This is a genomic window from Streptococcus suis (assembly GCF_902702775.1).
Lineage (GTDB): Bacteria > Bacillota > Bacilli > Lactobacillales > Streptococcaceae > Streptococcus > Streptococcus hashimotonensis.
The window spans coordinates 840,341-859,610 of record NZ_LR738724.1 but is presented as its reverse complement, the minus strand read 5'-3'; the positions used below and the strand labels follow the sequence as shown (position 1 = coordinate 859,610).

Here is a 19,270-nt window from a genome sequence, read left to right as displayed (position 1 = left end):
AAAGTTTATTACATAAAAAAGAAGCCCTCTCGGACTTCTGAATTACAACTCTGTAATATCACCTGTGCGTAGATAAACAACCCACTCACAAATATTTTTAGCATAATCACCGACACGTTCCAAGTAGGTTAAAACTTGGTAATAGTCGCGACCAGCAACCAAGGATTCTGGATTCTTCTTGATTTCTTCCGTTGTCAATTCTTGGATACTTGAATAAAACTCATTAACAACCTCATCACGAGCAGCTACTTCATATGCGACTTCCATATCCGCATCACCAAGATAAAGCTCCAAAGTTTCTTCAACAAGTTTTCGAACTTCGCGCCCCATCTTCTTCACTTCATCTTCAACTACTGGAATACGGACTTCGCCTTTCATACGAATAGCAGCTTTTGCGATCGAAACTGCGTGGTCTCCCATACGTTCTAAGTCACTTGTTGCTTTCAAGACAGTGATTACTCGACGTAAATCTGTAGAAACTGGTTGTTGCAAAGCAATAATCTCTAAAGATTTCTTTTCGAGTTTAATTTCAAAATCATTGATTTTTTTATCGGCTTCGATCACTTCTTTAGCCAATTCACGATCATGAGTTGTAAAGGCACGAACAGCATTATTAATTTGAGCCAAAACTTCATTTCCCATGGCGTAAAATTGATTGTGAAGTTTTCCTAATTCTTCTTCAAACTGCGCTCTTAACATATAAACCTCTTTTCTTTTTAACAGGCCTAACCAAACTTACCTGTAATATAATCTTCTGTCTCTTTGTTTGCAGGGTTCATGAACATTTCTTTTGTCAAATTGTATTCTATCAAATCGCCATCAAGGAAGAAACCTGTTCGATCTGAAATACGTGATGCCTGTTGCATAGAACGTGTTACTAGCACCATTGTATACTTATCTTTCAGACCATAAAGTGTGTCCTCAATTTTACCAGCCGAGATTGGGTCAAGGGCTGAAGTTGGCTCATCCAACAAAATAATTTTTGGGCTTGTCGCCAATACGCGGGCCACACATACACGTTGCTGCTGACCACCAGACAAACCAACTGCTGAATCGTGCAAACGATCCTTAACCTCGTTCCAAATAGAAGCACCAATCAAGGCACGCTCTACAGTCTCATCAAGAAGTTGCTTGTCCTTAATACCATTGATACGAAGACCGTAGACAACATTTTCATAGATAGACATAGGGAATGGGTTTGGTTGTTGGAAGACCATACCGATTTCCTTACGAAGATCAACAGTATCCGTACGAGGACTGTATATGTTTTTTCCGTTGTAATCAATCGCACCTGTCAATGTTACCTCTGGGTTTAAATCTCCCATACGGTTAATAGAACGCAAGAGGGTTGACTTACCAGAACCAGATGGTCCAATCAAAGCAGTAATTTCATTTGGATAGAAATCGATTGACACATTATTCAAGGCTTTTTTCTTGTTATAGTAAACAGACAAATCTTTTACTTGTAAAATAGGTGTTGTCATTTGTTCCCTTTCTATCCAAAATGTCCTGAAACGTAGTCACTAGTTGACTTGAGTTTTGCATTCTGGAAGACGTTTGCTGTCTTATCATATTCAATCAAGTCACCCAGATAGAAGAAAGCTGTGTAATCACTTGCACGAGCTGCTTGTTGCATATTGTGCGTAACAATGATAATGGTGTAGTCCTTCTTCAATTCAAACATAGTTTCTTCTAACTGCATAGTCGCAATCGGGTCCAAGGCTGATGCAGGCTCATCCATAAGCAAGATTTGTGGTTTTACAGAGATAGCTCGTGCAATACACAAACGCTGTTGCTGTCCACCTGATAAGGTAAAGGCTGACTTGTGCAAGTCATCTTTTACCTGATCCCAAAGGGCTGCTTGTTTCAGAGAAGTTTCAACAATCTCATCCAAAACCTGCTTATCTTTCACGCCTGCACGTTCATGTGCGAATGTGATGTTACGATAAATAGATTTTGCAAATGGGTTGGGACGTTGGAATACCATTCCGATATGCTTACGAATTTCGTAAACGTTCATGTCTGGTCTATTGATGTCGATTCCTTCATAAAGAATTTGACCGGTTACCTTAGCAATATCAATAGTATCATTCATACGATTAAGACTGCGAAGATAGGTTGATTTCCCACACCCTGATGGTCCAATCAAGGCTGTAATTTTATTTTTTTCGAACTGCATATCAATGCCCTTGATCGCTTCATTTTTACCATAGTAAACATGAACATCTTTTGTCGAAAGGGCGATATTCTCCTCTGGAAAAGTAATGATATGGCGTTCATTCCAGTTGTAATCTGCCATTTTTTCTCCTTATAAGTCAGACTTCTAGGCTGCTGAAGTCATTTTCGCATGAAGTTTCTTACCGATATATCGTGCAGAAAGGTTGAAAATCAAGATGAAAATCAAGAGGATTGCTGCTGAACCAGCAGAAACTTGGGTTGCATCTGGGATTGTCCCTTCGCTGTTTACCTTCCAGATATGAACCGCAAGGGTTTCTGATTGACGGAAGATAGAAATCGGACTAGTAACACTCAATGGATTCCAGTTTGACCAGTCAAGAGCTGGAGCTGACTGACCAGCCGTGTAGATAAGAGCTGCTGCTTCACCGAAGATACGACCAGATGCCAAGACGATACCTGTTACAATCCCTGGAAGTGCTTCTGGAATAACAACATGGAGAACAGTTTCCCAACGTGATAGACCAAGAGCCAATCCTGCTTCACGTTGTGTATGGTGAACGTGACGAAGGCTGTCCTCTACGTTACGCGTCATCTGTGGTAAGTTGAAGACTGTAAGAGCCAAGGCACCTGATAAGATAGAAAAACCGTACTCAAACTGAACAACGAAAATCAAGTAACCAAACAAACCAACGACAACGGACGGTAGGGATGACAAAATCTCAATACAGGTACGGATAAAGTTAGTCAATGGACCTTTTTTAGCATATTCAGCCAAATAAATACCTGCCCCGGTTGACAAGGGAACAGAAATCAAGAGCGTCACAACCAATAGGAAGAATGAGTTGTAGAGCTGAATTCCAATACCTCCGCCAGCTTTGTAAGATGAAGATTTACTTGTCAAAAAATCCCAGCTTACATGTGGCAGACCACGTAGCAAGATATAAAGAATCAGTGACGTCAAGATAACGACAATCACACCAGCGATTGAGTAAAGAATACCAGTCGCCAATTTATCAAATTTTTTAGCGTGCATAGTTTTTCTTACCCTCTCTCGTAATAAATTTCATAATCATGTTAAAGATAAGGCTCATCAAGAGCAAGACTAGGGCCAAGGACCATAGGACGTTGTTCTGAACAGTTCCCATAACCGTATTACCGATACCCATTGTCAAAACAGAAGTCAAAGTCGCTGCTGGCGTTGTCAAGGAAGTCGGGATAACCGCAGAGTTCCCCACTACCATCTGAATAGCCAAGGCTTCACCAAAGGCACGCGCCATACCAAAGATAACGGCCGTAAAAATACCTGGCTTAGCCGCGTTCAAAATAACACGCCAAATCGTCTGCCAGCGGGTAGCTCCCATAGCCAAACTTGCTTCGCGGTAGTGACGAGGTACTGCACGCAAACTGTCAACCGTCATAAAGGTTACTGTTGGCAAAATCATAACGAAAAGTACAAATACACCCGACAAGATACCGAAACCTGTTCCACCGAAGATTGAACGTACAAATGGTACAACTACTTGCAAACCAATGAAACCATATACAACCGATGGAATACCAACCAACAGTTCGATAACAGGTTGTAAGATTTTTGCACCACGTTTTGGTGATATTTCTGTCATGAAGACCGCTGCACCGATTGCGATAGGGGTCGCAACAACAGCTGACAGAATCGTAACAATGAAAGAACCTGAAATCATTGGCAGAGCACCAAATATTTTCGAGCTTGGTTCCCACTTGCTTCCAAATAAGAAATCAGTGATGCTCACACCGTCAACAAAGAAAGTCGATAATCCACGCTGCGCAACGAAAATCAAAATCATTGCAACAATAAAGACAATCAATGATAGACAAAGGAATGTAATTACCTTACCAAACTTCTCTAATCGAGAATTTTTAGATGGAGACGATAACTCTTTTGCTAGTTGTTCGTTTTTCATGCTTACTCCTTCTCAGTCACCGTGCCATCAGCACTTTTCACAACTTTCATATCGTTGATAGAAATGTATCCCATACTTTCAACGATACCATTTTGAACTTCATCTGACATCATGTAATCTAAAAATTCTTCTGTCAAATCAGTCGCTTTTCCCATCGTATACATATGCTCATAGGACCAAATTGGCCAATCATTTGTTGCTACATTTTCAGCAGTTGGTTCAAAACCGTTTAGCTTAATTGTTTTAACGGAATCATCTATATAAGCAAATGATAGGTAGGAAATTGCACCTGGTGTCTGAGCAACAATAGATTTTACCATACCGTTAGAATCTTGTTCTTGACTCTGAGCTGCGGTTTGTCCATCCATGATAACACTATCAAAGGTCGCACGTGAACCTGAACTAGCTGCACGGTTAATGATTGAAATTTCCAAATCCTTACCACCCAGTTCTTTCCAGTTGGTAACCTCACCAGTAAAAATTTTACGCAGATCTTCTGTAGTAATATCTTTAACCGATACTTGCTCATTTACAATAACGGCCAAACCAGCTACTGCTACTTGATGGTCAACAAGTTTACTTGCATCAATACCATCTTTTTCCTCAGCAAATACGTCAGAGTTACCAATCTGAACAGCTCCAGACTGAACTTGTGACAAGCCAGTACCTGATCCTCCACCCTGAACGTTGATGGATTTACCGATATTGACACTACCAAATTCATCTGCTGCTGCCTCAACAAGTGGTTGAAGCGCTGTCGAACCTACGGCTGTAATAGACTCTCCTCGATCGATCCAAGAAGAACAACCAGAAAGAGCCATACTACTCAAAAGAAACAAAGCTGCAATTCCAAGCTTCTGCTTTTTTTTCATTTCGTTTTTTCCTTTACATTTTTCAGTGGAATCTCCTAAAATTAACTCTGTATTTTACATAGAATTTACAAGATATTTCCACTCATCCACTATATCATATAAAAAGACAAGTTGCAAAAAAAATCTGCTGATTTATTTTAAAATCTCAGCCCTTTTGGAAAGCCATTTTTAAGCATTCCAGATACAATTTTTGCGAAACCAAGACCGTTCCCCTGAACTGCTACCTGATACCAGCCATTAGCTAAATCCTTGGACACAGCTATTGTATGTCCAGCAGTATAGGACGAGAATTCTTCTAAGCTGATTTCCACTCGATTTTTAACCTCCGAACTATGGAGTGCTAGACCTAAAGCAAAACTTGGTTCAAATCTTTTTTTCTTAAACGTCCCCAAGTGAAGGCCATTTCGAGCAATCTTTACTTTTGATAAATCAGGAAGGCCATGTGGCAGTAGATAGAGATTGTCGCCAAAAACCTGCAGTAAACCATCCAATTGAACCTTTAAATGCTTCTGTTCAAATTCTTTCCAGAGAGCTTGCTGTTCTCTATTCAAATTGGATTTTCCTGGTTTTAATTTTTTCTGACTGGCTTCACCTAGAAATCTAAATTTGGCAACGAACTGACCTTCTCCTGCAAAATGGTGCGGATACATACGAGCAACTTCTGTATAGCCGATTCCTTCTACCATTCCATTGATTTTAGGAATGTCTATCAGTTCCAAATCATATTGTTCTAAGAGCCAAGTCACTACTTCTTCATTTTCCTCTGGTGACCAAGTGCAAGTAGAATAAATCAATTGACCATCTGGAGCCAACATATTCAAGGCCGATTCTAAAATCTCTCTTTGTAAGCTTGCACATTGTGCTGGATAATGTTTGGACCAATATTGAATCGCATCGGGGTCTTTTCGAAACATCCCTTCACCTGAACAGGGAGCATCTAGGACAATCATATCGAAATATCCTGGAAAGACCTTTTCCAAGCGGTCTGCTGATTCATTTGTTACAACAACATTCCTCGCTCCGAAACGCTCAATATTTTCAGCCAAGATTTTTGCTCGTTTGTTGGAAATTTCATTACTAACCAAGAGCCCCGTATTTTCTAAGTATGAAAGCAAGTGAGTAGACTTTCCTCCTGGCGCTGCTGCCAAGTCCAGCACTTTCATCCCTTTTTCCGGAGCTGCAATCTGACCGACAACCTGTGCAGCTGGCTCTTGTGAGTAGACTAAGCCAGTTACATGTTCTGGAGACTTTCCTGAGACCTTACCATAGTATGACCAAGTCATATTAGGGATTGGTTGCTCAAAGTCCAATTGGCTTTCTTTAAGAGGATTTGTGCGAAAGCCTGAGATTGGGTCTTGTTCAAAACTCTCAAAAAATGCTTGGGCTTCACTACCAAGCAAATGATTATATTTATCTATAAAATCCTGTGGTAATTGCATTAGAATATATACCCCTTCACTTCCTCAAGATGGGATTCTGATACTAGCATGACAAACTCTCGCTTATCATAGGCCAGACTCGGACCATCAAAACTTAACATGACTAAGCCTAAAGAGGAACCAATAATACTGGCTGCTGCGTAGTCCCATGGACACAGATAAGAAGCATAGGCAAATAATCTTCCTTCCAGAACGTGGGCGAAACCAATTCCAGCACTTCCTACAGATCTTGTACCTAAACTTTGATTTGCTAATTCTGCCACTCCATGTGCATTGGCTGCATACAACTGTGCATTGATTCCTATCAAACTCTGGCGAAGAGGGCGCAGCTCTGGTTTCTTTAAGCGTTCTTGATTGCAATAAACAGGGAACGAATCTCCTCCATGGAAAAGTTTGTCTCGCATGACATCATAAATGATACCAAACTTTCCTACTCCATTTTCAAAATAGGCAATCATAATGGCAAAATCAGTTTTCTGAGCAATAAAATTTGTGGTGCCATCAATTGGATCAATAACCCAAACATTTCCCTCATGAATAGAAGAAACGTCTCCACCTTCCTCACCTAAAATCCCATCACCTTGATAGCGAGATTGAATCTGTTGAGTCAGCATTTCTTGCACTTGTTTATCAAGGTGCGTTACCAAGTCTGTAAAGTCACCCTTTTCTTCAATCTGAAGATCATCATGTAGATGCTGTCGGAGAAAATTTCCAGCCTCCAGAACAATCGTTTGGGCAAAGTGATACTTAGTTTCCAAAACGAATAACTCCTTTCCCCTTATCTCGAGCAGCCTTAACAACTCGATAGGTTGAATAACCAGAAACTGCTTCAAAGTCACGATCAATTTGACGTTCCTGTCCCTTACTTTTAACAACATCTTTGAAGCTTTTATAACTAGCTAATATAGCTACCGCATCTGCTCCTTTTTCATAAGCTGCCTCCACCTGATTCAAAAAAGAAAGCACGGAGGAAATCTCCTCTGTGCTCCACGAAAAATCAAGTGGATATGAATAATTTTTGTTCATATCTTTTATCCTATTTCTGCTCGTAATGTGGCATTTCTCAATTCTTGTTTACGGTACTTGCGCGGAAGAAATGCACGAATTTCATCTTCGTTAAAACCAATCTGCATCCGCTTCTCGTCCAAAATAATCGGACGTCGTAAGAGACTTGGATAGGTTTCAATTAACCCAATAAGTTGCTTCACAGAAAGCTCATCAACATCAATATCTAGCTTCTGAAAAACTTTTGAACGGGTAGAAATCAAATCATCTGTCCCATTTTCTGTCAATGCTAAAATGTTCTTCAATTCCTCAGCAGTTAGAGGGCTAGTCATAATATTGTGCTCAATAAAAGGGACTTCGTGACTTGTCAGCCAAGCACGAGCTTTACGACAACTGGTACAACTCGGTGACAAAAATAAAGTAATCATGTCTTCCATCCCCTCTAAAAACATTTTTCTTCTTATATTATACTCTAACTTAAAAGAGTTTTCAATAGTAAATCTAATCTCTTCCCTGTAATTTTTCCAAAGATTCTATTTTTTTCTCTAAGCGTAATAATGTTTCGTTTTGTTCATCAATTTTCGCCATCAAGATATCCAACTTCGTTTCTCGCTCTGTTTCAGAGAAAAAACGAGTTATCGTGGAGGTAACCATACCAAAAGTACAAATACCAACCAACATCAGGAGGATGGCCATAATTTTAGAAATCGTATCTTGGGGGACAATATCTCCATACCCTACAGTTGTCATCGTTACAATGGACCACCAAAGTGCATCGAAGAATGATTTCCCTTCAATCACTGATAATAAGACACTTGCAACTAGCACCGCTGAGATATTTAACATCAACACTTTGGATAAACTGTTGGTATGCAAAAGCTTGTTGATTGTATCCCAGAATCGATTAGACAGGGCAAATATTCTCGTTACTTTGACCAATCTAAAGAGTCGTGCAAGTCTTCCCAAACGAAGAAAACTGAAGAATGAATCAAATGGAATAATGGCAATTAATTCCAAGATATGCCCCTGTACATATTCAAGTATGTCATCCGCATAATAAAGCTGAGCAAAATAATCGCAGACAAAGATAAACCACAGGAGCCAATCCAGTACCCGATAGCCACTAGAATTGGCAATACTAGCATCCATTAATTCAAGTACGATAAGAAATACATAGACTACAGCTATGTAGGTCATAGCCTTCTCGTAAAAAGGATGACGAATCAATCGTTTAAGCATATTTCCCCCATTGCAAGGCAAATTCCTCATCAGATTTCATCTGCTCCATCAAACCTTCAATCCCATCAAATTTGACCATATCTCGAATTTTTTCAAGCCAAAAAATAGTTATTTTTTCTCCGTAGATAAAGCGGTCAAACCCAAAAATATGAGCTTCTATCCGCATCTCAGTTCCATCAAAGGTCACATTTTTTCCAACGCTTGTCATAGCTCGATAGCGTTTTCCATCTACTTCGACATCAGCGACGTAGACTCCCTCAGATGGTAAATGGACACGGTCAAAAGGAGCCAGATTTGCAGTCGGATAACCAATAGTGCGCCCTCTGGCATCTCCATGAACAACAATTCCCTCCGTCATAAATGGATAACCTAAAAGTTGATTTGCTAGAGAGACATCCCCTGACTGGATAGCCTGACGAATGCGAGTTGAAGAAACTTTTTCTCCGTCCAGGCTCACTTCACTTACAATTTCTACCTGGCCATCAAATAGCTCTGCCAAATCTTTGACATCTGCTCTGCAATTTCCAAAATGATAGTCGAAACCTGCGACCAAAATCTGGGCATTGAGACCTTTGATATAGCGCTCCAAAAACTGCTGAGGAGTATTGTTAGCAAATTCACTAGTAAAATCAGTCAAAATAAGATTATCAACACCATATTTTTTCAATAAGAGGTAGCGTTGCTCTTGACTAGTCAAATGCAGTAAAAGTTCTGGGCTAAAGCGAGAAAAAGCCAACCGAGGTGACTCTGGAAAGGTCAGAACAGTTACTATCAAACCTTGCTCATCTGCTACTTTTCTTGCTCGATCAAGTAAAGCCTTGTGCCCAAGATGAATCCCATCAAAGTAGCCTAGTACTAAAACCGTCGGCTCCTCTTGATTCAATTCACTATAATCTTTAATTGTTCTAATGTTCATGTTTTCTATTTTATCACAGTTATTGAGAAATTTCTTAGACCAAAACCTTGCTCGGTTTATACAGCTGGTCGCGTTTTTCAAAAATAGCAATCAACTGACCATCATGAAAGCCTGCTAAGCGCTCTGCTTCTGCATCCAATTCTACAAATCGACCAAATGTAGCATCTTGCACCTGCTCTTCTTTCAATTCTACAACAGGTAAATCCCCGATACCACGTTCAATAGGTTGGAGAAATGAAAAATCATTTTCTGCTACCAGTAAAGAAATTTCTTCCAAAGTTAAGGCGTCCGCTAGGTCCATTCCTGCTGACCCAGTTCGTTCCAACTTAGACATGTGGCTGGCGTAGCCTAACTTAGCCCCTAAGTCAACAGAAAGAGTACGGACGTAGGTGCCCTTTCCACAACGAACTCGGAAGGTAAATCGTGCACAGTCATCTGCCAATTCAATAGGACTGGTACGTTCAAAACCATATATGTCAATTTGGCGTTGGGGACGTTCGACTTCTTCACCCGCCCGTGCGTATTCGTATAGCTTGCGGCCATTTACTTTGACGGCGGAATACATAGGCGGAATCTGGGTAATAGTACCGACAAAACTAGCCATAGCCTCATCAACTACCTGCTCTGCTATGTCCAAAACCGGTGTCCGCTCAACAAGGTCGCCCGACGCATCTTCGGTCGTGGTCGAGTAGCCCAGAGTAATCTCCCCCTCGTAGATTTTCCCCTCATCCTGCATGTACTCAATCATACGAGTAGCCTTGCCGACTGCAATTGGCAGAACCCCAGTCACATCTGGATCTAGCGTCCCACCGTGCCCAATCTTCTTCTCCTGCAGAATCTTTCGGAGTTTAAAAACTGCATCATGCGAGGTCATCCCCGCCTCTTTTTTTAAATTAATAATTCCTGAAATCATGTTTTCATTATAACACAAAGGACCGCTCTTGTGGGCGGTCCGGTAACAATCACTCATCGTAAAAAATCAAAATAGTCTGTTTTTTGGTTCTTATCCTCGCTCCTAAGAACACCCCAAAATTGGTTATTTTCATTGGTATACCCTAACATAATTTTAGGATGCCTGGCACCGATAAATTCAAATAACTTTTCTATATTAGGATCTGCAACTCTGGAAGTACCTAAAATTGGTAAGCTCAACAAGGTATGGCGATCATTCAAAACTGTACCGACCATTAAAGTCTGAGAATAAATTGAGGCAAAGCCGCCCCTTAATATATGGAGGTAAAGCCATACAACTTCATCGAGATGGAAAACCTTAATACCATCTTTGAGGCTAACAATGAGATGCTTATAAACGACTATCCCTATTGCAGAATCATAATAATCTGCCTTGTCAACTAATAATTGCAAATTATTCTGTAATTCTGGGTACCTGTCATACATTTTATTGTACATCTTAATTGTTGTTTCCCTACGATACTTGATATAGAAAAATCCAAGACCAGCTACGATTAAAGGCGGTACAGATAAAATAATATTCAGTCCACCTGCTGTTCCTGCAAACAGTAATAACGACACTCCCATTAACAAACTAAAACTGGCTATTCCAAGCGGAATAACTGTTCCTTGATTCTTTTTTTCTTTCAAATTTTTCATAAAAAATCCTCTATTTTCCTCTATCATCCACTGGGGACCTTTAAATTTCCCGATGAAAATCGCTGTCAATCTCAAAAAATGGTTGGATATTTTGGACGTATTCCAAGACGCCCTGAAACTCTCCCTGGTCATCACGCACGGCCTTATAGACCACATAGACAAACTTGCCCATACTCTCGGACTTGAACCACATGGTCACCTGGTCTTTTTGCCCAGTGCGGAGCAATTCAAAAATCTTCTTGACCTTGTCTAAGATTTTGGGTGGATGGCAGAGCTCCACATGACGTCCAATCTGGCTTGGCGTCCGTTTGAAAATCATGTCTTCAACAGGGTGGCTGTCATTATAATATTGGAAAATGTCGTCCTTGTTGACAAAGGTGAGTTCCAACGGTAAATGGTTGAGAATAAGATTGGCCTGTTCAACAGACAAGTACCCATTGCCAAAGGTCTGCGGACTGGTCCTGTCCTGAACAGATTCCGATTTTTCCTTGGGCGTGAAGGTAATGGTGAACTGGCCTTCTGGCGTATCGATAATCTGCTGGTTTGATCCAGCTGGCTGCGGAGCAAGACTACCGGCTGTCTGCTCTGCTATTTCCCCAAAAGCCTCCCGATGAGGCACCCACTTGGCTGTCGGCTTGACAATGGCGTAACCGTAGGCGTCGCTGTCCTCTGCCACTTGAAGCCAATCATCCTGAGTGAATGTCTCCAGCAAAATCATGAGAAGTATGGCTTCCTCCTTGAAAATCATCTCCTCGAACTCCTTGGCGAAGTTTTCAAAGTAAGCACGTGTCGCAACTAGGTCACCTCCTTCAAGTGCCTTGCGAGCCGTCTTGAAGAGGTCTCGAATCTCGTCGTCCACGCCCCACATGACCTTGGGCGGTGCATCGTGACCGTAGCGTTCCATAATGGGAAAGAAGACCTTTTCCTTGCGCGTGTAGTGGTTCTCAAACTGACCGAGGAGGCCAAACTGGCGTGTCAAGCCTTGTTGGAGCTGGTCTTGCAGTTCCGCATCTTCTGTCTGCTCATACTGGTCAAGAATACGGCGGATGCGTAAAAGAGCCGCTCGCAGTGCTAGGTTTTCCTGCTTAAAGACATAGACAGGGTGTCCTTCCTGGTCCATATCCGCCACTTCCACATCTGCAATGGCTCCTTTAAAAAGGTTAGCGTGGATATTGCAAAGGCTCATGACGTCTTCAAAAGTGATGCCCGTGTCGCTGGACATGAGCTCATGCTCCATTAAGGAGATTTCGAGGGCAGAAACTCCTGTGAAATGCTGATTAAACTGGTCCTGAACAGACTCTGGACTGGCACCATTGTGCAAGTCCAAGAGAATATTCTTCAAAATGTCAATCCGTTGGTCTGTCATGCTTCTCCTCCTATTACCTCGTAGCCGTTGCATTCCAAGACCTGTTGAATACGGTCTAATGGAATCTTGGTCATCTTGGAGCCTGTCTTCAGACTGGTCACCTTGCCAACTGTGTTCAGCATGGCTGGATTTGCCAAAGGTTTGAAACCAAGCTCCACCAGAATCTCCTTGACTTCTGGGTGCTGGTTGATAATCTCTGCAACAGGCAGATTTAGGTCGATGGTGTTCATTTTACTTTTCCTCTATAACTTTTTTGTAAAATACAAGGCCAATTCATCATCGTTATAGGCTTTAGCACCTACCGGCAAAGAGCGCCCTCGGTACCAGACACCGCTTCCGTCTGGTATAAAACCATGTTTTACATAGAGCCGTTGAGCCTTTCCATAATTTGCATTCAAACCAACTCCAATACCTACTATATCCGTGAATTCTGAGGCAAGCTGACAGATAGCATCTAATAGTTGCCAACCTATCCCCTGTTTTTGAAAGTCTTCAAAAACATTGAAATCAGCAATTTCAGGTATTCCAGATTGGTAAAACGGCCCCTCCTTCACTTGCTTAATCAAGGTAATGTAGCCCTTGCAAACTCCTGCTTCTTCGGCAACTAGGACGATACGTTCTCCCTTTTCTTGTTCCCTTAGATAGTTGGTTAAAATCTCTTTGCGGGAGGGCCAACCTTGCTTCTGGAAGGCCTCATCAAGTTGAAGTATATGCTCAAATTGTAGCGGAACAATCATCTCAATCCTCCCTCAACGCCTCAAACTTGGCTTTCATGGTTGGGTTATTGCGGGTTAGTTTTTTGACGGAGACATCGTCTAATTTATTATTGGCTAGGCGAAGCTGGTTTTCGCTGGTGGTCAGGGCTGCCTTGACAGCTTCCATCCGCTTGATTGCCTTGTCGATTTCATCAATAGCCTTTTGGAAATTGTTGCTGGCCGATTGATAGTTTTTTGCAAAAGCATTCTTGAAAATTTCCAAATCTTCTTCAAAATGAGTAATATCGATATTCTGCTCCTTAACCAAGGCTAACTCCTGCTTGTATTGCAGACTATTAAGCGCAGCATTTCGTAAAATTCCGATTAATTGGATAAAGAACTGTGGTCGGATAACATACATCTTCTCATATTCATGACTAACATCCACAATCCCTGTATTGTAATAGTCATTGTCCGCCTCTAGCATGCTGACTAATACAGCATATTCGCATTTTTTCTCCCGACGGTCCTTATCCAACTCCTTAAAGAAATCAGCGTTTTTATGCTTGGTCTTGGTCGTATCTGCCTCGTTTTTCATTTCGAACATGATGGAAATAAATTCCAAGCCCGACTCGTCAAAATCACGGAAGATGAAATCTCCTTTTGAACCGGACGCTGATACTTCGTTGTCCTTCGCAAATTTGGCACGTGGAAAAGCATAGGAGCGAACCTTGTTAAACTCCGCCTCAGCAAACTGCTCCAAGCTCTCACCAATTGCCTTAGTAGACTGCTGGGCCTTGAAATTTTTGTAAAATTCCACCTGCTCATCCGCCGCCTTGAGCCGTACTTCGTACTCCTGACGAGTGGTCGCCAGGGCTAACTCTTGCTTTTGTTCCTGCAAAACCAAAGCATTTTGTGCCGCATCCCGCTCTTTTTCCACCTGAGCTACCGCCTGCTGCAACTCCAAGTCCTTGGCAAGACCGATTTGCCCCAACTGAGCCTTAAGCTCTTGGATTTCTTGGTCTTTTTGGGAAATAGCAGAGCTGATTTCCAGTTCCGTCTGACTAGCAAATTTATCAAGTTTTGCGGTCAGTTCCAGAATCTCCTTATCCTTATCACTCAATCTAGCCTGCAAATCATTTTCAGCCTTCTGGCTTAATAATTCTCGTTCCCGCTCCAATCGTTCATGGATTTCCTTGTCAAACTCCGCACCACGCACCTGGGCTAAAAGCTGACTATATTCTGTTTCATTGACCTGAAAGGCCGTCCCACAATGGGGACAAGTAATTTGATGCATATGCTCTCACTTTCTTCTTTTCAAATAAGATATTAATTTATGTAAAACCGTAGCTACTCCCAGCGCCAATAAAAAATAAAAGAAACGAACCGCATTTCTAGCATCTGGAAGTGATAGAGCCCAAAGGACAAAAATCGTTATGGCAGTCGGCCATCTCCATCCCCAGGTCATCTTCCGTTTGATAAACCATTCCATCCAATCTTCATTAGAATCAAACCGTGTTTCATAATATTCTTCTTTCAATTGTTCCCACCACTTTTTCATAGTAGCCTCCTTTCAAATCACAGACCTTCTAATTCAAGCTCCAGAAAAGTCCTCCACTTTTCCTGCAAGGGTTGACGTACAGGCGACTCCTGACCTTCTAAGACTTTTTTGATACATTCATTTTGCACCAACCAGCCTGTCATGTCTTTTTGAGCATTCGCAAATCCATTACCAAAATCTTCTGGAATTCGTTCTTCAAAAGTAATCAAGGTCTGATTTTCTAACTGGGACAGTGTAAATGAAACTGTTGCTGAATCCCACCTGTAGGCAATTTTCTCATTTTTTCGGTATTCCAGTAAATCCATAACTTCACGGAATCCTTCCATTTCAAAAACCAGCGTATTTCCTACAATGTTTAACTGTGGAAACCAGCGGGCAAAACCACTATCTGTCGCCAACAAGTCCCAAGCTTCTGCCAAACTAGTTGGAACAGTATAGGAAATAGTTAGCAGGTATATCTCGGACTCTTTCTGAACACTAATCTTCATACCATAACTCCTCTTCTATTCCCCTATTATACCAAAAAATACTGGTCCATAACCGATATTTCCATTGTCTCTATTCTTTAATCATAATCAAGCATGAGTGCCATTCATTCCAGAGGATCGAAAAACGGTATCTTGAAATCTGAATTATTTTTTATAACATCTTTCATAGACAGTCCTTACCTTTGTTTATCTGGCTCATACTCCATGTTTTGTATCCCTTAGCAATGTTAGACTTTCCTGCCACATAATGAACATTGTCATTTTTGAAACACTTCTATTTTTTATACTTTCATTTCAACTATCTGCTACCTAATTTATTTTATCATATAGAATAGAGTTTAGTATTTCAATCATTCCTTTCTCATTTTATGCTATACTAGATGTATTGAAAACAAGGAGGTTTATATGATTAAACTAATCGCTCTTGATATGGACGGAACCCTCTTAAACGAGAAAAAAGAGCTGATGCAGCCACAGATTGATGCTATTCATCAGGCTGTTGAAGCGGGCGTCAAGATTGTTCTCTGTACTGGTCGACCCTTGGCTGGTGTGAAGCCTTTCATAGAGCAGCTCGGCTTTGACACCGAGGAAGAATTTATCATTGTCAATAACGGCTGTTCAACCCATTCGACAAAGGATTGGAGCCTGATTGACTGGGAAGAACTATCTATCTCTGATATTGATTATCTTTCTACTTTTATTGAAAATGATGATGTGCAAATTTCTCTCTTTGATGAGGAAGACTACTTCGTTCTTGCAGAAAAAGCCAATGCACGCGTTAATTTAGACGCAGGTTTGGTAGGAATGACTCCTCAACCAATTGATTTAAAAGAAGCCAAGTCAGGTCAGCATCGCTTCTTTGAAGCCATGTTCGTCGGTGAAAAAGAGCATATTGATGCCTTTGAAAATCAACACAATCCTGTACTCAGCCAAGGCTATTCCACCGTTCGTTCACAGGACTATCTCTTGGAAATTTTACCAAACGGTGCAAGCAAGGCCACTGGTTTGAAAAAACTGGCAGACCGCCTCGGTATCCTTCCAGAAGAAATCATGGCTATGGGAGATGCCAACAACGACCTGGAAATGATTGAATTTGCTGGACTTGGTATTGCCATGGGCAACGCTAACGAGCAGGTCAAGGCGATCGCCCAGGACATCACAGACACCAATGAAAACAACGGCGTTGCCAAAGCCATTGAAAAACATATTTTGAACAAATAAGGAGACAATATGAAATACCCAACACTCTTAGACCGTTTCTTGGTCTATGTCAAAGAAAATACTCGCTCAGATGAAAATTCGACAACCACTCCTTCTACCCAGAACCAAGTCGAATTTGCACAGAATATCCTTCTGCCTGAAATGAAACGTATCGGCTTACAGAATGTCCACTACCTGCCAAATGGTTTTGCTGTGGGAACACTACCTGCCAACGACCCAAGTTTGACGCGTAAGATTGGCTTCATCGCCCACATGGATACGGCGGATTTCAACGCAGAAGGTGTGAATCCTCAGATCATCGAAAACTACGACGGCAACCCAATTGCCTTGGGAACTTCTGGCTACCAATTGCATCCAAAAGACTTCCCACAACTCGCCAACTACCAGGGTCAAACACTGATTACCACAGACGGTACCACCTTGCTAGGCTCTGATGACAAGTCAGGCATTGCAGAAATCATGACAGCGGTTGAATTCCTAGTCCAAAACCCTGACATCAAGCACTGCGAAATCCGTGTGGGCTTTGGTCCTGACGAAGAAATCGGTGTCGGTGCAGACAAGTTTGATGTAGAAGACTTCGATGTGGACTTTGCCTACACTATGGACGGTGGACCGCTGGGCGAACTCCAGTACGAAACCTTCTCAGCAGCAGGTGCCAAGATTGATTTCCTTGGACGCAATGTCCACCCAGGTTCAGCAAAAGACCAGATGATTAATGCCTTCCAATTGGCTATTGACTTCCACAATGCCCTTCCTGAAACAGACCGCCCAGAAAAAACTGAAGGGTATGAGGGTTTCTTCCATTTGATGAACATGGAAGGCAGTGTCGATACTGCTTCTACTACCTACATCATCCGTGACTTTGAGGAAGAGGATTTCCTTGCCCGCAAACAGCTCATGTTAGATATTGCTGAAAAAATGAATGCCAATTTTGACACTCCACGTGTCATTGTCAACCTACATGATCAGTACTACAACATGAAGAAAATCATCGAAAAAGACATGACCCCAATCAATATCGCTAAGGACGTCATGGAAAATCTAGGCATCAAGCCACTGATTGAGCCTGTTCGCGGCGGAACAGACGGCTCTAAGATTTCCTTCATGGGCATTCCAACGCCAAATATCTTCGCAGGTGGCGAAAACATGCATGGCCGCTTTGAGTTTGTCAGCCTGCAAACCATGGAAAAAGCTGTCGATGTCATTCTCGGAATCGTCTCTTACAAATAAAATTTCAAACGGCTTTCAATAGAAAGTCGTTTTTTTCTGAAAAAATTTTAAAAAAATGCAATTTTATATTGTGTTATTGAACTAATACTGGTATAATAGAACTATAAAAAAAGAAATGGAGTTTTATTATGACAGAAGAAACATTAGCACAGGGAATTCTCATTGGCATTTGGGGTACAACACTACTATTTTCATTTATTTGGTATATTCTTGTTGCTATTTCCAACTACATCCTCTTCAAAAAAGCAGGCTACGCTGGTTGGAAATCATTGATTCCAATCTACAATCTCTATATCCAACAATGCATCGCCTTTGGCTATGAAAAAAGATGGTTCATTCTATTCTTACTGATTCCACTAGCAGGGCCATTATATGGCATCTATCTCGTTTACAATTTTGGTCGTAGCTTCGGTTTATCAGCTGTACAAGCTATCTTCTATGTTCTTCTTACACCTATCTTTAACCTCTACATCGCCTTTAATGATGGAAGTCGTTACCAAGGTCCACAAGAATTCTTTATTGATTAATATACAATCAAGCCCCCGCACACGCGGAGGCTTTTTTAAACGAATAGAAAAATAAGAAGAACCATCATGACTAGACTGACCAAAATAGATAAGGAGTTAACATTGGCAGGTTCAGCTGAGCGACTACCTAACTTTAATGCATATATTGGGGACATGACTGAAATCGGAGAGACTAGACAGACCAGTAACATGATTTTCATCGTTTTATCAATAGGTAGAAGAAAATAAATGACCCCTGCTATTAGAATATTCGCACCTAGCCTCAAAGAGAGAAGATAGGCCAATCGACTAATTTCTTTCCAATTCAATTTTAAATCAAGCAAGATTCCCAACATGAGCATGGCTAAAAAAGGATTGGCGTTACTGGCTATCGTCAGCGCAGAGATAAGTTCGCGTGGAAGTTTGATAGAACAGATTGCTAACGATAGGCTAACTAGATAGACTACTAGTGGAACTGAGCGTGAAAGATTCTTTATAAAAGTTGCAACGGTCATTCTTTCCTGCTCTTCATCCACACCAGCTGCGATACTGTAATTCCCACCTAAAACCATGATTGCATTCCCCGCATCAAATACGATGACGCTTAGTAGACTAGATAGCGGAAAAAAAGCTTGTACAAATGGGAGTGTAAAGGTTCCGATATTATAGCCTGATAACTGCATAAGACCGACGGAAGTCTGTTGACCAGACTTCTTTGCCTCCCAGTATCCCACCATATCCAAAAAAAGATTACAAAGAATTCCTAATATGAAGGGAACATATAAATCTATAGATACTTGGGCTGTCGCTGAAGCTACAAGGAGAGAGGCTGGTAGCGTAATATTCATCACTAAGCTAGAAAAGATTGTCGCATCCTCCCTTCGAACAATCCCTTTGGCTTTTAATGTATAACCTAAACCGATAACAAAGATAAAACCAAGAGCACGAGCTAATAATTCAAGTTCATTCATGAAACTAGTATAGCACATAGAAAAGAATTTTG

Annotated in this window: 24 protein-coding genes; 3 read left to right on the top strand and 21 right to left on the bottom strand. The window is 41.3% G+C overall.

The window, feature by feature from the left end; translation table 11 throughout:
* Positions 1–42: 42 nt before the first annotated feature.
* The 20 genes from phoU to GPW69_RS04195 form a co-directional block, all read right to left on the bottom strand.
* Entirely contained in the window at positions 43–699 is a 657-nt protein-coding gene (phoU, locus tag GPW69_RS04290) for a phosphate signaling complex protein PhoU (protein WP_024413748.1), read from the bottom strand.
* Between the two features lie 26 nt (positions 700–725).
* Positions 726–1,484: a phosphate ABC transporter ATP-binding protein PstB gene (gene pstB, locus GPW69_RS04285; RefSeq protein ID WP_074391084.1), complete on the bottom strand. Its 759-nt coding sequence runs from the start codon at positions 1,482–1,484 to the stop codon at positions 726–728.
* 11 nt (positions 1,485–1,495) lie between these two features.
* Complete coding sequence (gene pstB / locus GPW69_RS04280; RefSeq protein ID WP_002940866.1) at positions 1,496–2,299, bottom strand: phosphate ABC transporter ATP-binding protein PstB; 804 nt, start codon at positions 2,297–2,299, stop codon at positions 1,496–1,498.
* 24 nt (positions 2,300–2,323) lie between these two features.
* A complete protein-coding gene (gene pstA, locus GPW69_RS04275) occupies positions 2,324–3,211 on the bottom strand; it encodes a phosphate ABC transporter permease PstA (RefSeq protein ID WP_074391085.1) in 888 nt (295 codons plus the stop codon).
* A complete protein-coding gene (gene pstC, locus GPW69_RS04270; RefSeq protein WP_002937619.1) occupies positions 3,201–4,118 on the bottom strand; it encodes a phosphate ABC transporter permease subunit PstC in 918 nt (305 codons plus the stop codon). The genes pstA and pstC overlap by 11 nt, the downstream gene beginning before the upstream one ends.
* Before the next feature lie 2 nt (positions 4,119–4,120).
* Entirely contained in the window at positions 4,121–4,990 is an 870-nt protein-coding gene (locus tag GPW69_RS04265) for a phosphate ABC transporter substrate-binding protein PstS family protein (RefSeq protein ID WP_074391086.1), read from the bottom strand.
* Between the two features lie 137 nt (positions 4,991–5,127).
* Positions 5,128–6,429: an RsmF rRNA methyltransferase first C-terminal domain-containing protein gene (locus GPW69_RS04260; protein ID WP_074391087.1), complete on the bottom strand. Its 1,302-nt coding sequence runs from the start codon at positions 6,427–6,429 to the stop codon at positions 5,128–5,130.
* Positions 6,429–7,187, bottom strand: a complete 759-nt coding sequence (locus GPW69_RS04255; protein WP_044683432.1) for an inositol monophosphatase family protein — start codon at positions 7,185–7,187, stop codon at positions 6,429–6,431. Before GPW69_RS04255 ends, GPW69_RS04260 begins: the two co-directional genes overlap by 1 nt.
* Positions 7,177–7,455, bottom strand: a complete 279-nt coding sequence (locus GPW69_RS04250; protein ID WP_024379624.1) for a UPF0223 family protein — start codon at positions 7,453–7,455, stop codon at positions 7,177–7,179. The genes GPW69_RS04255 and GPW69_RS04250 overlap by 11 nt, the downstream gene beginning before the upstream one ends.
* Positions 7,456–7,460: 5 nt before the next feature.
* The gene (locus tag GPW69_RS04245) at positions 7,461–7,862 is read right to left on the bottom strand and encodes a Spx/MgsR family RNA polymerase-binding regulatory protein (RefSeq protein WP_024381367.1); all 402 of its coding nucleotides are present in this window, start codon (positions 7,860–7,862) and stop codon (positions 7,461–7,463) included.
* A gap of 73 nt (positions 7,863–7,935) precedes the next feature.
* Positions 7,936–8,673 (bottom strand): potassium channel family protein, encoded by a 738-nt coding sequence (locus GPW69_RS04240; protein WP_074391088.1) that lies wholly within the window; start codon positions 8,671–8,673, stop codon positions 7,936–7,938.
* A complete protein-coding gene (locus GPW69_RS04235) occupies positions 8,666–9,589 on the bottom strand; it encodes a bifunctional riboflavin kinase/FAD synthetase (RefSeq protein ID WP_074391089.1) in 924 nt (307 codons plus the stop codon). Before GPW69_RS04235 ends, GPW69_RS04240 begins: the two co-directional genes overlap by 8 nt.
* Positions 9,590–9,623: 34 nt before the next feature.
* Complete coding sequence (truB, locus tag GPW69_RS04230) at positions 9,624–10,499, bottom strand: tRNA pseudouridine(55) synthase TruB (protein WP_171841450.1); 876 nt, start codon at positions 10,497–10,499, stop codon at positions 9,624–9,626.
* Between the two features lie 56 nt (positions 10,500–10,555).
* Positions 10,556–11,200, bottom strand: a complete 645-nt coding sequence (locus GPW69_RS04225) for a hypothetical protein (protein WP_074391091.1) — start codon at positions 11,198–11,200, stop codon at positions 10,556–10,558.
* A 40-nt stretch (positions 11,201–11,240) separates the two neighbouring features.
* A complete protein-coding gene (locus GPW69_RS04220) occupies positions 11,241–12,566 on the bottom strand; it encodes a DUF438 domain-containing protein (RefSeq protein WP_074391092.1) in 1,326 nt (441 codons plus the stop codon).
* Positions 12,563–12,796 carry a DUF1858 domain-containing protein gene (locus GPW69_RS04215; protein WP_029172144.1) on the bottom strand — a complete coding sequence of 78 codons (234 nt, stop codon included), beginning with the start codon at positions 12,794–12,796 and terminating at the stop codon, positions 12,563–12,565. The genes GPW69_RS04220 and GPW69_RS04215 overlap by 4 nt, the downstream gene beginning before the upstream one ends.
* Positions 12,797–12,808: 12 nt before the next feature.
* Complete coding sequence (locus tag GPW69_RS04210) at positions 12,809–13,303, bottom strand: GNAT family N-acetyltransferase (protein ID WP_074391093.1); 495 nt, start codon at positions 13,301–13,303, stop codon at positions 12,809–12,811.
* 1 nt (position 13,304) lies between these two features.
* Positions 13,305–14,558, bottom strand: coding sequence for a DUF2130 domain-containing protein (locus GPW69_RS04205; RefSeq protein WP_074391094.1), 1,254 nt, complete (start codon positions 14,556–14,558; stop codon positions 13,305–13,307).
* A 6-nt stretch (positions 14,559–14,564) separates the two neighbouring features.
* Positions 14,565–14,822, bottom strand: a complete 258-nt coding sequence (locus GPW69_RS04200; protein ID WP_002940881.1) for a hypothetical protein — start codon at positions 14,820–14,822, stop codon at positions 14,565–14,567.
* A gap of 17 nt (positions 14,823–14,839) precedes the next feature.
* Positions 14,840–15,310 (bottom strand): SRPBCC family protein, encoded by a 471-nt coding sequence (locus tag GPW69_RS04195; protein WP_014637840.1) that lies wholly within the window; start codon positions 15,308–15,310, stop codon positions 14,840–14,842.
* A gap of 405 nt (positions 15,311–15,715) precedes the next feature.
* Between GPW69_RS04195 and GPW69_RS04190 the strand changes: the two genes are divergently transcribed.
* The 3 genes from GPW69_RS04190 to GPW69_RS04180 all read left to right on the top strand — a co-directional run bounded on the left by GPW69_RS04190 (position 15,716) and on the right by GPW69_RS04180 (position 18,288).
* Positions 15,716–16,531, top strand: a complete 816-nt coding sequence (locus GPW69_RS04190; protein ID WP_014637839.1) for a Cof-type HAD-IIB family hydrolase — start codon at positions 15,716–15,718, stop codon at positions 16,529–16,531.
* A 9-nt stretch (positions 16,532–16,540) separates the two neighbouring features.
* Positions 16,541–17,761 (top strand): peptidase T, encoded by a 1,221-nt coding sequence (gene pepT / locus GPW69_RS04185; protein WP_024413740.1) that lies wholly within the window; start codon positions 16,541–16,543, stop codon positions 17,759–17,761.
* A gap of 128 nt (positions 17,762–17,889) precedes the next feature.
* Positions 17,890–18,288, top strand: a complete 399-nt coding sequence (locus GPW69_RS04180; protein WP_002940890.1) for a DUF5684 domain-containing protein — start codon at positions 17,890–17,892, stop codon at positions 18,286–18,288.
* Positions 18,289–18,323: 35 nt separating this feature from the next.
* Here GPW69_RS04180 and GPW69_RS04175 read toward each other — a convergent pair whose 3' ends face one another.
* Positions 18,324–19,238: an AEC family transporter gene (locus tag GPW69_RS04175; protein WP_024413739.1), complete on the bottom strand. Its 915-nt coding sequence runs from the start codon at positions 19,236–19,238 to the stop codon at positions 18,324–18,326.
* Positions 19,239–19,270 lie beyond the last annotated feature (32 nt).

Bases quoted from the DNA above. Each gene is read 5' to 3' on its own strand.
- phoU (WP_024413748.1), bottom strand. From the start codon at position 699: ATGTTAAGAGCGCAGTTTGAAGAAGAATTAGGAAAACTTCACAATCAA.
- pstB (WP_074391084.1), bottom strand. From the start codon at position 1,484: ATGACAACACCTATTTTACAAGTAAAAGATTTGTCTGTTTACTATAAC.
- pstB (WP_002940866.1), bottom strand. From the start codon at position 2,299: ATGGCAGATTACAACTGGAATGAACGCCATATCATTACTTTTCCAGAG.
- pstA (WP_074391085.1), bottom strand. From the start codon at position 3,211: ATGCACGCTAAAAAATTTGATAAATTGGCGACTGGTATTCTTTACTCA.
- pstC (WP_002937619.1), bottom strand. From the start codon at position 4,118: ATGAAAAACGAACAACTAGCAAAAGAGTTATCGTCTCCATCTAAAAAT.
- GPW69_RS04265 (WP_074391086.1), bottom strand. From the start codon at position 4,990: ATGAAAAAAAAGCAGAAGCTTGGAATTGCAGCTTTGTTTCTTTTGAGT.
- GPW69_RS04260 (WP_074391087.1), bottom strand. From the start codon at position 6,429: ATGCAATTACCACAGGATTTTATAGATAAATATAATCATTTGCTTGGT.
- GPW69_RS04250 (WP_024379624.1), bottom strand. From the start codon at position 7,455: ATGAACAAAAATTATTCATATCCACTTGATTTTTCGTGGAGCACAGAG.
- GPW69_RS04245 (WP_024381367.1), bottom strand. From the start codon at position 7,862: ATGATTACTTTATTTTTGTCACCGAGTTGTACCAGTTGTCGTAAAGCT.
- GPW69_RS04240 (WP_074391088.1), bottom strand. From the start codon at position 8,673: ATGCTTAAACGATTGATTCGTCATCCTTTTTACGAGAAGGCTATGACC.
- GPW69_RS04235 (WP_074391089.1), bottom strand. From the start codon at position 9,589: ATGAACATTAGAACAATTAAAGATTATAGTGAATTGAATCAAGAGGAG.
- GPW69_RS04225 (WP_074391091.1), bottom strand. From the start codon at position 11,200: ATGAAAAATTTGAAAGAAAAAAAGAATCAAGGAACAGTTATTCCGCTT.
- GPW69_RS04220 (WP_074391092.1), bottom strand. From the start codon at position 12,566: ATGACAGACCAACGGATTGACATTTTGAAGAATATTCTCTTGGACTTG.
- GPW69_RS04215 (WP_029172144.1), bottom strand. From the start codon at position 12,796: ATGAACACCATCGACCTAAATCTGCCTGTTGCAGAGATTATCAACCAG.
- GPW69_RS04210 (WP_074391093.1), bottom strand. From the start codon at position 13,303: ATGATTGTTCCGCTACAATTTGAGCATATACTTCAACTTGATGAGGCC.
- GPW69_RS04205 (WP_074391094.1), bottom strand. From the start codon at position 14,558: ATGCATCAAATTACTTGTCCCCATTGTGGGACGGCCTTTCAGGTCAAT.
- GPW69_RS04200 (WP_002940881.1), bottom strand. From the start codon at position 14,822: ATGAAAAAGTGGTGGGAACAATTGAAAGAAGAATATTATGAAACACGG.
- GPW69_RS04195 (WP_014637840.1), bottom strand. From the start codon at position 15,310: ATGAAGATTAGTGTTCAGAAAGAGTCCGAGATATACCTGCTAACTATT.
- GPW69_RS04190 (WP_014637839.1), top strand. From the start codon at position 15,716: ATGATTAAACTAATCGCTCTTGATATGGACGGAACCCTCTTAAACGAG.
- pepT (WP_024413740.1), top strand. From the start codon at position 16,541: ATGAAATACCCAACACTCTTAGACCGTTTCTTGGTCTATGTCAAAGAA.
- GPW69_RS04180 (WP_002940890.1), top strand. From the start codon at position 17,890: ATGACAGAAGAAACATTAGCACAGGGAATTCTCATTGGCATTTGGGGT.
- GPW69_RS04175 (WP_024413739.1), bottom strand. From the start codon at position 19,238: ATGAATGAACTTGAATTATTAGCTCGTGCTCTTGGTTTTATCTTTGTT.